Genomic DNA, 12,817 nt, shown 5'->3' with positions numbered 1-12,817 from the left:
AACGCTTGTCAAAACGGAGCCATCCCAGTGAGCACAACCCTTGAGCAACTGTTTTCCCAATTCACCAGCGCCGCGCAGGCGGCGCGGGATCAGCAGGACAAATGGCTGATCATCGATCCCGTCTACGAGCACCTGCAGACACTGCAGGACGCGGCACTGGAGCAGGTCCTGCCGCATATCCTGACGCTGATCGAAACCTATCCCGAACTGGACTATGGCGGCCCGGGCCCGTTCGGCAGCCTGATCGAGGAGCACCCCATGGCCGCCTACACCCCGGCCTTGCTGGCGTCGCTGGAGCGCCAACCCAGCGTGCAGGTGATAGGCTGGCTGGACCGCACCATGCGTGTGGATGAAGACTTTCAGCGCGGCGACCCGAACCCGGTCGGAGCCGCCGAATTTGCAGCCGTGCTGCGCAAGATCGTCGATTCGCCCCTGGCCTCTGCCGACTGCAAGGAGTTCGCGCAGATCTGTCTCAAGGATCTATAAGAACGTGCTTGCGATCTCCTCGCGCCGCGTAGAGATCGCAAGCACGTTCTAAAGGCCCGCAGCGGGCCTTGCGCCCGCGACGGGCTAAAATCCGCTGTTCTGAGAGGTTTTACACATATGTCTTTCTTCCGTCGCCCCGACTACCGTTCCGACACCACCAACTTCATCAACGACCTGAAGCAGCAAAAGCCCGAGCTGGACAAGCAGCAGCAAGCCGGTCGCGCCCTGCTGTGGGACAAGGACGTGAACTATGAAGTCTGGGAAGATCTGCGCGCCGGCCGCGTGGAACAACAGCCCTACGTGTACCAGACCAACCACTCCTGATCTTTTCGATGAAATCAGCCTCCAGCGCTTATTCATCAAGCGCGCTCGGTTCGGCAATCCATAGCAGACCATGAGCGAGGCTGAAGAGCAGACCCTGTTGCCGGGCCAGAACCCGGATGCCCCTGACCCGTCGCCTTCGGTCGTCGATCAGGTGGCTCTGGCACGCCTGTACGGCGAGCCGCTGTTTGCGCTGCCCCAGGATCTCTATATCCCGCCCGATGCACTGGAAGTCTTTCTCGAAGCCTTTGAAGGCCCGCTGGACTTGCTGCTCTATCTGATCCGCAAGCAAAACTTCAACATCCTCGACATCCCCATGCTGGACGTGACGCGCCAGTACATGACCTATGTGGACGAGGTGCGCAGCCGCAATCTGGAGCTGGCAGCCGAATATCTGCTGATGGCAGCCATGCTCATCGAGATCAAGTCGCGCATGCTGCTGCCGCCCAAGAAGCAGGAGGGCGGCGAGGAGGCCGAGGACCCGCGCGCCGAGCTGGTGCGCCGCCTGCTCGAATACGAGCAGATGAAGCTGGCCGCCCAGCAGCTGGGGCAGCTACCCACCTTCGGGCGCGATTTTCTCAAGGCCACGGTCTATATCGAGCAAAGCCTGCAGCCGCGCTTTCCAGATGTGGAAATCGGCGAGCTGCAAGCGGCCTGGCGCGACATCCTCAAGCGCGCCAAGCTGGTGCAAAGCCACAAGATCACGCGCGAAGAGCTGTCGGTACGCGAGTACATGAGCCAGATCCTCAAGCAGCTGCAGGGCCAGCGTTTTGTGGAGTTCGAGCGCATCTTCAATCCGGAAAAAGGCTCGACCGTGCTGGTCGTGACCTTTATCGCCATGCTGGAGCTGGCCAAGGAAACGCTGATCGAAATCACCCAGGCCGAAGCCTATGCGCCCATTTATGTGCGCCTGGCCTACACCCCGGTGTGAGGCCTGAAACCGGTTGCCAAGCCTCGGCCTTGTAACCCTAGGGCCCACGAGAAGTTCAGCAAGGGCTTACATTCACATCCTGGGCTGCCGCGCAGCCGCCGCTTGTTCCACCGCGCCTTGACGCGACACATTCGACATGACATACAGCGTCAAAGAAATTTTCTACACCTTGCAAGGCGAAGGCGGCCAGGCCGGCATGCCTGCCGTGTTCTGCCGCTTTGCGGGCTGCAATCTGTGGACGGGCCGTGAACAGGACCGCTCCAATGCCATCTGCCAGTTCTGCGATACCGATTTTGTCGGCACTGACGGCACCCTGGGCGGCAAGTTCGCCACCGCCGATGCGCTGGCCGAGCGCATTCTCAGCCAGTGGCCTGCCAACGACAGCCAGCACCGCATGGTGGTGCTGACGGGCGGCGAGCCTTTGCTGCAGGTCGACCAGGCCCTGATCGCCGCCCTGCATGCGCGCGGCTTTCGCATCTCGGTAGAAAGCAACGGCACGGTGACCGCGCCCGAAGGCATAGACTGGCTGTGTATCAGCCCCAAGGCCGGTGCCGACTGGATTCAGCGCAGCGGCCAGGAGCTCAAGCTGGTCTGGCCTCAGCCCACGTTCGATCTGGAAGCCATTGAAGCCAGCACCGAGTTCCAGCACTATTTTCTGCAGCCCATGGACAACGCCCGGCAGAGCAGCAATATTGGCGCCTGTATCGAGCAATGCATGCAGCGCCCCGGCTGGCGTCTGAGCCTGCAAACCCATAAGCTCACTGGAATTAGATGACCCCCCTGAGTCGCTTCGCGCCTTCCCCCCAGGGGGACGACGGCCTTTGCTGCGGGGCGGCGCGGCCGGCCCGAGCCCTTGCCGGCCGTCCGCCATGGGGTTCGTTCCCAGCTCAAAGGCCGAAGACAATGCTCAGCGCCACCGATCACTGATATGCAGTTCACCGTTCACCAGCGTTTTTTCTTCGATGCCGCCCATACCCTGGAGCGCGCTATCGAGACCGAGAGCAGCCGCCGCATTCACGGCCACACCTATTGGGCGGAGGTCAGCGTGAGAGGCCCGCGCAATCCGGACAACGGCATGGTCATCGACCTCGGCCACCTGCGCGCACGCCTGGAGCTGCTGCGCGATCAACTCGACCACCACTTTCTCGATGAAGTGCCGGGCCTGGGCAAGCCTACGCTGGAAAACCTCTGTCTCTTCATCGCCAATGCCCTGGCCGACCTTGAGCCTGCGCCCAGCCGCATCCGTGTCTGGCGCGACAGCATCGGCGACGGCTGCGTGCTCGATCTGTCCTGAAGACAGCCACCGCACAAGCCCCAAACCCAACCCACAAAAAAGGCCCCGCTATTGCGGGGCCAGCTTGCTGAGAGTCAGACGGCTTCCCCACCAGGAGGCCTAACTCGGCAAGATCATCAGGCAGCAGAGAGCAGCCACCGCAGCTCTTTGCTGCCCATGCTCTTAGAAATTGTGGCGCAGGCCGATTTCGTAACCCGTCAGGCTCTTGCCCACAGCGGGTGTAGGGCTCAGCGACGAACCCAGCTTGCGGGAAGCCTTGTCGTCGTTGCTCATGCGTGCCACGGCTGCATAGATTTCAGTGCGCTTGGACAGCTTGTAGCCATAGCCCAGTGCCAGACGCTGGGAGTCCGCATCGCTTTGCTTCTTGTCCTTGTACCAGGTGTAGGCAGCACGCAGTTCGCCGGCACCCAGAGGCATCTTCACGCCCAGGCTGTACAGATCGACACGCTTGCCGTTGCCGCGGTCGGACGCGATCAGCAGCATGGGAGTGACAACGCCGAAGTTGTAGGAAGCACCCAGATTCATGGTCTTGTAGTCCACGCCAGCGGCAGCCGTGCCGCCGCGTGCGATGCCGTAGGCCGCAGCAATGTTCAGGGGACCGTTGGCATAGCCCAGACGCAGGCCGGTGGAGCTGGCCAGGCTGTGGTCGTCGGTCTGCTCGCCAAAGCTGTGGGTCAGCTGACCGTAGACGCCACCCAGCTGGGGCAGCAGATAGCTGATGGCGTTGGAGTTGCGCTTGGGGTTGGAGCCTTCGGAGGTGCCTGCAGCCGAGCCGCTGATCAGGTTATGGCCGTTGATGGCGCCCATGCCGGTATCACCAAAGGCGTGGAAGGTCTCCAGGTTCTGGTAGGCAGGGGTCTTGTCGCGACCCAGGCGCACTTCACCAAAGTTGCCCAGCAGGCTGACGGTAGAGCGGCGATCGAACTTGAAGCCGGAAGCCGTGCCGTCGTCCACGCTCAGGCTGCCCTCCAGCCAGAAATCTGCCTTCAGGCCGCCGCCCAGATCTTCCACGCCGCGAAAGCCCAGACGGCTGCTGGAGTTGCCGCCGTTGGCCAGACCGGAGACGCTTTTGCCGGTCGTGGAGATGTGGGCCACCGACACGTCGGCCACGCCAAAGACGGTAACGCTGGATTGAGCCAGGGCACCGGCGGAGACGGTCAGGGCGGCAAGGGCGAGAAGAGTTCGTTTCATGCTGTTCACTTGTTTGTAGAAATGAGAAAGCCCATGCAGTACGGCTACGGCCTGCCTTGGACGGGCCCCGTCTGGGACTGAAGTCATTAGACAAAGTGAAAATGAAACATTAGTTACAACCCTTAAATTTGCAACAAAACAACTATCACCACGACGATCGTCACATCGTCCTACAGCAGCGACTGGCAGAACTATCGACATCGAGAATGCGCGGGTGCCGCATTTCCCTGTCAATGCCCTCAATGAACTACATGGGTTTTACCGATCGCATTTAGACTTGTGTGATTTTTCGCAAGCACAGGCCTGCCCCATTCCAGCAACGCGCAAAGCGCCCCAGAGAGACAATCATGTTCCGCACCCTGCTCAAATCCAAGATCCACCGCGTCAAGACCACGCAATGCGAGCTGCACTACGAAGGCTCCTGCGCCATCGACGAGGATCTGCTGGATGCCGCCAACATTGCTGAGAACGAACAGGTCCATATCTGGAATATCGACAACGGCGAGCGCTTTGTGACCTACGCCATCAAGGGCGAGCGCGGCTCGGGCATGATTTCCGTCAACGGCTCGGCCGCCCGCCGGGCCAGCGTGGGCGATCTGCTCATCATTGCCGCCTTCGCCCAGGTTCATGAAAGCGATGTGGCCGAGCACCAGCCGCAGCTGGTCTTTGTGGACGACAGCAACAAACAGGTCGAATTGCGCCACAAAGTACCCACCCAGATGCTGTAAAAACGGCTTTTGACTCCAACACCGAGTGAGAGAACTCCATGCCTCATCTGCATATTGAATACACCGACAACCTGACCGGCCTGAACGAGCGCGCACTGATGCGCGACATCAACGCCGTGGTCTGCTCCCACCCCACCGTTCTCGATGAAGCCGATGTGAAGGCCCGCATTGCCCGCCTGAACATGGACCATGTCTATATCGGCACCCAACCCGATAACCGTGGCTTTGTCCATGTGCACCTGCAGCTGATGGCAGGCCGCAGCACCGAGGCCAAGAAGCAGATGTCGGACGGCATTGCCGAAGTCCTGCGCCGCCTGGTGCCCCAGCCAGCCGATGTGATGGTGCAGCTGAGCGTGGACGTATCCGATATGGACAAGGCCACCTACTTCAAGGGTCGCCTCTAAGTCCTTCACGACTGCTGCAACAGCGCCCGCAGCCCATGCTTGCGGGCGTTTTTGTTTCAGGGAGCTTGGTCTGAGATAAAAATCGCATCAATCCCTTACCTCGAAAGAGCAAGCAGCTCCTGAATCATGAGCAGACCTGACCCTCGCCCCCGCTGCCCCCACTGTCACCGGGCACTGCGCACCTGCGTCTGCGCGCTGGCCCAGGCGGTCGCGCATCAGGTCGAAGTGCTGATCCTCATGCATCCCATGGAGGTGCACGAAGCCAAGGGCACGGGGCATTTGCTGCATCTGTGCCTGCCGCATAGCCGGGTCATGGTGGGCGAGGAATTCGATGCCGCCGAGCTGGAAGCGGCTTTGCATGGAAGATGGGCCAGCCGGGCAGATGCAGATGCAGATGCCGATACTGATGCCGATAGTGCGCCACGCCACAGCCTGCTGCTCTACCCCGATACCGCAGAGCAGGATGCAGCCTTGGGGCTGGCTGCCGCCAGTCCCCTGCCTTTGCCCTGGCCGCAGCCGCCAGAGCGACTTCGGCTGGTGGTCATCGACGGCACCTGGCGCAAAAGCCGCAAGATGCTCTATCTCAACCCTGCACTGCAAGCCCTGCCGCGCCTGCCCCTCCAAAATGTGGAGGACTCCGGCTACGCCATCCGCAAGGCACATCTGCCAGGGCAGCTCTCCAGCTTCGAGGCCGCAGCCCAGGCCCTGGCACAGCTGCACAACTGGAGCGCAGATGGGGCAGCCAATGCAGCACTGCATGAAGTCTTCATGCAGTTTGTGGCGCAGCAACTGCAACTGCGCCAACGCAATCAGGCGCCCCAAAGGAGCGCCTGATGTTCAGCCGTCAAACGGCTTCCCGGCTCAGCGGTTGTTGGCCACCTGCTCGGGCACATCGGCAGCCTTGGCGGGATCGGTCATCACCAGAGCAGGGCCGCTGCGCTCGCTCTTGCTGCGCTTGCGCTCTGCGGCTCCATCGTCGGCGCTCAGGCTGTCGCGGGTGTTTTTCTGCACGGCAATCGCACCAAACAGAGCCAGTGCAAAAGCCATGGCATAGAAACCTTTTTCGCTGAGCTGCAACGTGGCGTTGAAGAGACCTGCGCCCAGAAGCAGCACCGCGATGATCAGCGCCACCCAGCTGATGCCGTAGTAAATGCCGGTCACGGCAACGCCTTCGAGCTTGTCGCGAACGGTTTTCTGCAGCGAGATGGCCGAGTACAGGCCCAGCACCAGCACGGCAAAGTAAAAGCCTTTTTCGTTGAGCTGCATGACGGCATTCCACAGCCCGACCAGGAAGGCGGCGATGCCCAGCAGCAAGGCGGCCCAGGATGCGCCGACAAAGGCGGAGGAAGGCTTGTGGCTGGTGATGGCTTGCGAGTTCATGAGCGGGTCTCAGAAGTTGTGGTGAACGGATAGTAGAAAATCCGTTCGCTCAAGCCAAGAGTTTCTTTACATGGTATCGCCAGAAGATACCCAAAGAGCTGTTTTTCCTCAGCAGGCGCTGGCCTTGGGCTGCAAGCATGCTTGCATGCCCTGAGCTACAACCGTGGCCAGGCCATCGCACGCAGGCTCTGGGTCTCAGTCCTCATCCTCGACTTCATCGCCATCCATGGCCGCATTGAGCTCTTCCTGGACATGGGGCGGCATGCCGTCTTCCCAGCCATGCTCGTCGACATAGGCGTAGATATCGGGTTGCTCGCCGGGCACGGCCTGCAGCATGATGGCCGGAATCTGCCATTTGGCTTCATCACCCTTGACGGCTTCGCTGGTCCAGTCATAGCCAGGGTGCTTTTCATTGCCCGTGGGCGAGGCCAGATCGTTGGCCGGATCCCAGCCAATGGTGGCGGGTGCAAGATTGCCCTGTTCAAAGCGCTGGCTCAGCGCCTGCACACGGGCCCAGCCTGAGCGGTTGATGCTGGGCACCTTGTCCTGCGAAGCATAGTGCTGGAAGTAGCCCGGCTGCTGATACCAGTACAAGGCCTTGGCAACGGCCGGCTCCAGCTTGGGATGCTTGCTGATCCAGTCGGGCAGCGCGCTGCCGTTGTCGTAGTTCATGGTGGTGACCACCGCCAGCCACTGAAGGGGCGTGGCAGTGGCCAGGAACTCCTTCATCAGATCCAGATACAGGGCATCAAAGTCGTCGTCATCCATGGCTCAGACTCCTCCAGGTTGCTAACATCCGCACGATAACAAACCAGGCCTAGGCGATCAAACGAGCATCCAGCCAGCCACGCAGGCTATTGATAAAGGCCCAGCCGCTGGCATGGTTTGCCTCTTGCAACGTCACCACCTGCTCTGTCAGCCTGCCCTGGGACAGGGCCAGCGCCCGCCCCACGCCAGGCAGCAGCCCGCATTGCAGCGGCGGGGTGACCCAACGCCCATCCAGCTGCACGGCAATATTGCCGCGCGTGCCTTCGGTGATCTGCCCGTCCTCGTTGAAAAGCACGATATCGAAAATGCCGGCGCTCTGGGGCTTGAAAGCGTCGTAATGCTGACGTACCGAGGTTTTGAAACGTACCACATCGCTATGCGCCACCGCGTTTGCAATGGGTTGATGCGCCAGCTGCAGCGAGACAGGCTGGACACTGGGCGGCAAGGGCTCGGCCGTGATCTGCACTTCACCGGTGACCGAAAGCGCCAGCCGCACGCGCCAGTCGCCCATGGCATGAGTCTGTCTGGCCATGCGCTCCATATCGCACTGCAGTGGCATCTGCATCAGGGGATAGCGGAAATGCTGCGCAGTGATTTGCAAACGAGCCCAGTGCAAGGACCAATTCTGCCAACGGCCATCCTTGAGTGCCAGGGTTTCGAGGATTTCAAAATTCGTGTTCATGCTCAAACGCCTTGCTCAAGCACCTTCAGAAAAGCCTGCTTGTGTTGCCATTCCATCCATTCGTCGGCCGCATTGGCGCTGGCCGTGATGCCGCTGCCTATGCCGCAGCTCAGGCGCCCGTTCCTGAGCACCACGGTGCGGATGGGGACATTGAATGTTGCGTGAATACTGCCCGGCTCCGCCCCGGGTCGCACCACGCCCAGCGCACCGCAGTAGACGCCACGCGGCTCGGGCTCCAGCTCACGAATCAGGCGCATGGCCTGGCGCTTGGGCGCCCCGGTAATCGAGCCGCAAGGAAACAGCGCCCCGAACACATCCACCAGTCGTACCTCCGAGCGCGTGCGTGCCACCACATCCGAGGTCATCTGCCAGACGGCCGGCAGCGCCTGGACCTGAAACAGCTGCGGCACTTGCACGCTGTGCGGCACGGCTATGCGTGACAGATCGTTGCGCAGCAAATCCACGATCATCACGTTCTCGGCCCGCTCCTTGGCCGATTCGCGCATGGCTTGCGCAGCCTGTGCATCGGCTTCAGGGGTCTTGCCGCGCGCCGCGGTGCCCTTCATGGGGCGGGTCAGAATCCGCTCGCCGTCCCAGTCGAAAAACAGCTCCGGCGACAGCGACAGCACCTGCATGTCGCCGCAATCGACCAAGGCCGCATAGCCTCCGGGCTGGGCCTGCTGCAGCCTTGCGAACAGCGCCTGGGCCAGTGCCGAAGAATCAGGGTCTTGCGTCAGCGCAAGCTCGGCAGACAGAGGGGCCGTGTAATTGATCTGATAGCAGTCGCCCGCCGCAATGGCCGCATGAATGCGCGCCACATGGGCATCGAACTGTTCGCGGCTCAGAGCCGTCTGCCAATGTATTGCCGCAGAAGCCACGGGCGGGTTCTGCCCGCAGGCAGCCAGCGGCGCCCGGTGCAGGCCGAACCAGGCCAGCGGCTGGCCTGCTGCCGCCGCATGCACGGCCTGGGCATAGGCACGGTCAAAAGCTGCGGCCGCCTCGTAGGCCAGCCAGCCCACGCACCACAGGCCCTGTTCGGCCGCCTGCTGCACGGCCTCCAGCACGGCCGGCACATCCTCGGGAGCATCGGCTTGCAATATGCGCTCGGGCTCGCCAAAGCCATGCCGCAGACGGGCAGCACCCGCCTGCCAGGGAGCGGTGAAATCAAGAACGGTTTTCAAGTCAGATCACCTGCAAGCGCACTATCGATATGCGCCGAATGCTATCAAACTTGCCATATCCATCAGACTGACATTGCCGGCATAAAAAAACGCGCTGAAGGAATCCCTCAGCGCGCATCCACCAATGGGCTACCTCTGTCGGGTAGCTAAGAGAGAACTCCGTTACTTGCCGCCCAGTCGCGACTGGTACTTGGCTACGGCAGCCGTGTAGGCGGAGCTGGCCAGCAGACGCTGATATTCGGCATAAGCCTTGCGGTACTCGGTGCTGAATTCTGTTTCGACATAAGCCGCAGGCGTGGGCATATAGCCAAGACCTGCACGCTGGTACATCTCAAGGTCGGCCATCACTTCGGCACGACTTTTGCTGGAGGTTACGGAATTTTGGGGGAGGTCTTGAGCCATGGCAACCGCGGCGCTAGCGGTCAGCACAGCTGCGGTCAACAAACGGGTGAGGGAGCGCATTTTCAATCCTTTCAACGGCGCAGCAGCGGAAAGAAGACCTGCCACGTGCTGCACGACTGAACTATGCGCCCGGCCTCACGGGCCGTCTGTGCGTTTTCTCACGCAAAAAATCATTTCACATTACAAAAAATCAATGCGCTTCTTCAAGCAGCAGCCGCAGACCATCGACGCGGCAAAGACGCAGATTGCGCCCCTCGCGCCTGAGCAGGCCCAGACGCGTGAGCCGCGACATCTCTCGCGCGACCTCTTCGCGGCTGGTGCCCAGCATCAGGGCCAGGTCGTTCTGGCGCGGGGCCGGGGAAAGCAGCGCCTCGTCGTTCTCGACTCCCGCCATCTCCGCGCGCTCCAGCAACTGGGCATGCAGACGGCCGCGCACCGTGAGGGTTCCCAGACTGACCACGCGCCGGGCCAATATCCCGGCCAGCTCGCTGAGCCGCTGGACCACGGCCCGCATGACCAGCACATCGCTCATGATCAATGCTTCGAGCTGTGCACTGGAGAGCGATGCCACCAGGCTTTCATGCGTGGCCTGAACCTGTACGGTCACATGTCTGACCGGAGGCTTGGGCGAGAACGCACCGAAAAAGTAGCCGGGCTCCAGATAGCCCAGAATCATGGCCCGCCCGCCAGCGCTGTAGCTGCCGACACTGAGCTGGCCGTTGATCAGCATGTACATGCGCTCATCGGTATAGGCTCCGTGCAGCACCTGCCCCGCTTCCAGCCGATGCCACAGACATTGGCCCGCCAGCACGGACAGCCTCTCGTCGGACAGCGACTCCAGCCAGCTCACGTTGCGCAGCCCCTGCCAGGCAACGGCTGAAACAGGTGAAGAAACCGACGGCAGCTGGAGCTCGACCATGGACATGAACAACCTTGTACAAAAAAATGAAAGGCCGCAGAACGCAGGGCCGTGCAGTACGTGGCCACACAGCATAGTAAGGTGGCCGACAGCAGCCATACCCTTTTTTCACGTGGCGCTGCAGCGCAGCATCGCATAGACTCGCGGGCAAATTTGCCTGCAGGCTTTTCTGCGGGGCCAGGCCATAGACATATCAGGAGACAGCTCATGACCGCCACCGGTACGCCTTACGGCACCATTCCCCCCTCTTCGCCCCAGCCCCAGCGCCGCCCCGTCAGCCTGCCACGCCTGGCCCAGATGCGCGCGGCCGGTGAAAAAATCACCATGCTCACGGCCTATGACGCCACTTTTGCAGCCGTGGCCGATGCCGCCGGTGTGGAGTGCATTCTGGTCGGCGACTCGCTGGGCATGGTCTGCCAGGGCCTGCACAGCACCGTGGGCGTGACACTTCAGGATATGGCCTATCACACGGCCAGCGTCACACGCGGCCTGCACCGCGCCCAGGCCACGGCCTGGGTGATTGCCGACATGCCCTACGGCAGCTATGCCGAAAGTCCCGAGCAGGCCATGCGCAGTGCCTGCGAGCTGATGCAGGCCGGCGCCCATATGGTCAAGCTCGAAGGCGGTGGCTGGACCGCTCCCACCGTGCGCTTTCTCGTCGATCGCGGCGTGCCCGTCTGCGCCCATCTGGGACTGACGCCGCAGACCGTGCATGCCCTGGGCGGCTACCGCGTCCAGGGCAAGGACGAGCAGGCCGCAGCCACGCTGCGCCAGCATGCGCTGGAGTTGCAGGACGCCGGGGCCGCCATGCTGGTGCTGGAGATGGTGCCCGCCGCCCTGTCCGCCCAGCTGACAGAGCAGCTGCCGCTGTGCCACACCATCGGCATTGGCGCGGGCAATGGCACGGCCGGCCAGGTTCTGGTGCTGCACGACATGCTGGGCGTGAACCTGGGCAAGATGGCCAAGTTCGTGCACAACTTCATGGCCGATGCAGGCAGCGTCAAGGGTGCCATGGAAGCCTATGTGCAAGCCGTCAAAAATGGCAGCTTCCCCGACAATGCGCTGCACGCCTGGTGAGTCCGGGCCCTTGTTTTTGTCACGACTTACGCAAAACGGGCTCGGGCCGGGCGACTGCCTCAGAAGGCAGGCCGTTGTTGCACTCTTGTGTGCGTAAGTCCTATTTGTTTCCCCCCACTGTTTGAGCCATGCAAATCGTTCACACCATCGCCGACCTGCGCGCCGCTCTGGCTGGTCGCGGCCGTCCTGCTTTCGTGCCCACCATGGGCAATCTGCACGAGGGCCATCTCTGCCTGGTGCGCCAGGCCCGCCAGCATGGCGACGTGACCGTAGCCAGCATCTTCGTGAACCGCCTGCAGTTTCTGCCTCACGAAGACTTCGACAGCTACCCGCGCACCTTCGATGCCGACTGCGCCAAGCTGCAAGCCGAAGGCTGCGACATCGTCTTCGCCCCCAGAGAGAAAGACCTCTACCCCGAGCCGCAGACCTTCAAGGTCCAGCCCGATGCGCAACTGGCAGATATTCTGGAGGGGCACTTCCGCCCCGGCTTCTTCACCGGCGTCTGCACCGTGGTCATGAAGCTGTTCCAGGCCGTGTTTGCCACCACGGGCGGCGGCACGGCCGTTTTCGGGCAGAAGGACTATCAGCAGCTGATGGTGATCCGCCGCATGGTGCAGCAGTTCGCCCTGCCCATAGAGATCATCGGCTGCGCCACGGCGCGCGCCGACAGCGGCCTGGCACTGAGCTCGCGCAACGGCTATCTCAGCGATGAGCAGCGTGTGCAGGCCATGGCGCTGTCGCAGGCGCTCAAGGCCCTGGCCGATGCCGCGCGCCAGGGCGGCAATCTGGCCGACCTCGAAGCGCAGGCCATGGCCGCGCTGCGCGCCAAGGGCTGGGAGCCCGACTATCTGAGCGTGCGCCAGCGCAGCGATCTGCAGACGCCTGCCGATGCGCGCAGCGGCGATCTGGTGGCCCTGGGCGCGGCACGCCTGGGCAGCACCCGGCTCATAGACAACCTGGAGTTCTAGGATTGCGAAGCCCTCTTGGGCGCTTTGTAGCGGGGGCATGCGGGCAGCGGGCGGCACACCTGCTGCGGCGCGGCCGGCCCAGAAT

At 62.1% G+C, this 12,817-nt stretch carries 17 protein-coding genes; 10 read left to right on the top strand and 7 right to left on the bottom strand.

The window, feature by feature from the left end:
* The first annotated feature begins 27 nt into the window (after positions 1-27).
* The 5 genes from QYQ99_RS17365 to QYQ99_RS17345 all read left to right on the top strand — a co-directional run bounded on the left by QYQ99_RS17365 (position 28) and on the right by QYQ99_RS17345 (position 3,032).
* A complete protein-coding gene (locus tag QYQ99_RS17365) occupies positions 28-486 on the top strand; it encodes a hypothetical protein (RefSeq protein WP_302089289.1) in 459 nt (152 codons plus the stop codon).
* A 117-nt stretch (positions 487-603) separates the two neighbouring features.
* A complete protein-coding gene (locus tag QYQ99_RS17360; protein ID WP_003051953.1) occupies positions 604-810 on the top strand; it encodes a DUF3460 family protein in 207 nt (68 codons plus the stop codon).
* A gap of 70 nt (positions 811-880) precedes the next feature.
* Entirely contained in the window at positions 881-1,738 is an 858-nt protein-coding gene (locus QYQ99_RS17355) for a segregation and condensation protein A (protein WP_302089288.1), read from the top strand.
* 136 nt (positions 1,739-1,874) lie between these two features.
* Positions 1,875-2,513: a 7-carboxy-7-deazaguanine synthase gene (gene queE / locus QYQ99_RS17350; RefSeq protein ID WP_302089287.1), complete on the top strand. Its 639-nt coding sequence runs from the start codon at positions 1,875-1,877 to the stop codon at positions 2,511-2,513.
* Between the two features lie 153 nt (positions 2,514-2,666).
* A complete protein-coding gene (locus tag QYQ99_RS17345; protein WP_003065792.1) occupies positions 2,667-3,032 on the top strand; it encodes a 6-pyruvoyl trahydropterin synthase family protein in 366 nt (121 codons plus the stop codon).
* Positions 3,033-3,194: 162 nt separating this feature from the next.
* Here the strand turns inward: QYQ99_RS17345 and QYQ99_RS17340 are convergent, their stop codons facing one another.
* Positions 3,195-4,223, bottom strand: a complete 1,029-nt coding sequence (locus tag QYQ99_RS17340; protein ID WP_302089286.1) for a porin — start codon at positions 4,221-4,223, stop codon at positions 3,195-3,197.
* A gap of 347 nt (positions 4,224-4,570) precedes the next feature.
* On the opposite strand from QYQ99_RS17340, the gene panD reads away from it, so the two are divergent.
* From panD to QYQ99_RS17325, 3 genes are all read left to right on the top strand, one after another.
* Positions 4,571-4,951, top strand: a complete 381-nt coding sequence (panD, locus tag QYQ99_RS17335; protein WP_003065787.1) for an aspartate 1-decarboxylase — start codon at positions 4,571-4,573, stop codon at positions 4,949-4,951.
* Positions 4,952-4,989: 38 nt separating this feature from the next.
* The gene (locus QYQ99_RS17330) at positions 4,990-5,355 is read left to right on the top strand and encodes a 5-carboxymethyl-2-hydroxymuconate Delta-isomerase (protein ID WP_034368906.1); all 366 of its coding nucleotides are present in this window, start codon (positions 4,990-4,992) and stop codon (positions 5,353-5,355) included.
* A 126-nt stretch (positions 5,356-5,481) separates the two neighbouring features.
* Entirely contained in the window at positions 5,482-6,189 is a 708-nt protein-coding gene (locus QYQ99_RS17325) for a tRNA-uridine aminocarboxypropyltransferase (RefSeq protein ID WP_302089285.1), read from the top strand.
* A gap of 27 nt (positions 6,190-6,216) precedes the next feature.
* On the opposite strand, the gene yiaA is transcribed toward QYQ99_RS17325, so the two are convergent.
* The 6 genes from yiaA to QYQ99_RS17295 all read right to left on the bottom strand — a co-directional run bounded on the left by yiaA (position 6,217) and on the right by QYQ99_RS17295 (position 10,693).
* Positions 6,217-6,735 carry an inner membrane protein YiaA gene (gene yiaA / locus QYQ99_RS17320; RefSeq protein ID WP_302089284.1) on the bottom strand — a complete coding sequence of 173 codons (519 nt, stop codon included), beginning with the start codon at positions 6,733-6,735 and terminating at the stop codon, positions 6,217-6,219.
* A 195-nt stretch (positions 6,736-6,930) separates the two neighbouring features.
* Positions 6,931-7,503 (bottom strand): DUF4274 domain-containing protein, encoded by a 573-nt coding sequence (locus QYQ99_RS17315; protein WP_003065778.1) that lies wholly within the window; start codon positions 7,501-7,503, stop codon positions 6,931-6,933.
* Between the two features lie 49 nt (positions 7,504-7,552).
* Positions 7,553-8,185, bottom strand: a complete 633-nt coding sequence (locus tag QYQ99_RS17310) for an aminotransferase class IV (RefSeq protein WP_302089283.1) — start codon at positions 8,183-8,185, stop codon at positions 7,553-7,555.
* A gap of 2 nt (positions 8,186-8,187) precedes the next feature.
* Positions 8,188-9,366, bottom strand: a complete 1,179-nt coding sequence (gene pabB, locus QYQ99_RS17305; protein WP_302089282.1) for an aminodeoxychorismate synthase component I — start codon at positions 9,364-9,366, stop codon at positions 8,188-8,190.
* Between the two features lie 162 nt (positions 9,367-9,528).
* Positions 9,529-9,828: a DUF4148 domain-containing protein gene (locus QYQ99_RS17300; RefSeq protein ID WP_302089281.1), complete on the bottom strand. Its 300-nt coding sequence runs from the start codon at positions 9,826-9,828 to the stop codon at positions 9,529-9,531.
* Positions 9,829-9,958: 130 nt separating this feature from the next.
* Positions 9,959-10,693 carry a Crp/Fnr family transcriptional regulator gene (locus tag QYQ99_RS17295; protein WP_302089280.1) on the bottom strand — a complete coding sequence of 245 codons (735 nt, stop codon included), beginning with the start codon at positions 10,691-10,693 and terminating at the stop codon, positions 9,959-9,961.
* A 201-nt stretch (positions 10,694-10,894) separates the two neighbouring features.
* On the opposite strand from QYQ99_RS17295, the gene panB reads away from it, so the two are divergent.
* Together panB and panC are read left to right on the top strand one after the other, a co-directional pair.
* The gene (panB, locus tag QYQ99_RS17290; RefSeq protein ID WP_302089279.1) at positions 10,895-11,764 is read left to right on the top strand and encodes a 3-methyl-2-oxobutanoate hydroxymethyltransferase; all 870 of its coding nucleotides are present in this window, start codon (positions 10,895-10,897) and stop codon (positions 11,762-11,764) included.
* A gap of 128 nt (positions 11,765-11,892) precedes the next feature.
* Positions 11,893-12,732, top strand: coding sequence for a pantoate--beta-alanine ligase (gene panC, locus QYQ99_RS17285; protein WP_302089278.1), 840 nt, complete (start codon positions 11,893-11,895; stop codon positions 12,730-12,732).
* The last annotated feature ends 85 nt before the right edge of the window (positions 12,733-12,817 follow it).

The sequence above is a fragment of the Comamonas testosteroni genome (genome assembly GCF_030505195.1).
Classification (GTDB): domain Bacteria; phylum Pseudomonadota; class Gammaproteobacteria; order Burkholderiales; family Burkholderiaceae_C; genus Comamonas; species Comamonas testosteroni_G.
Note: the sequence above shows the minus strand (reverse complement) of the source record. Positions and strands in the feature narration are given on the sequence as shown.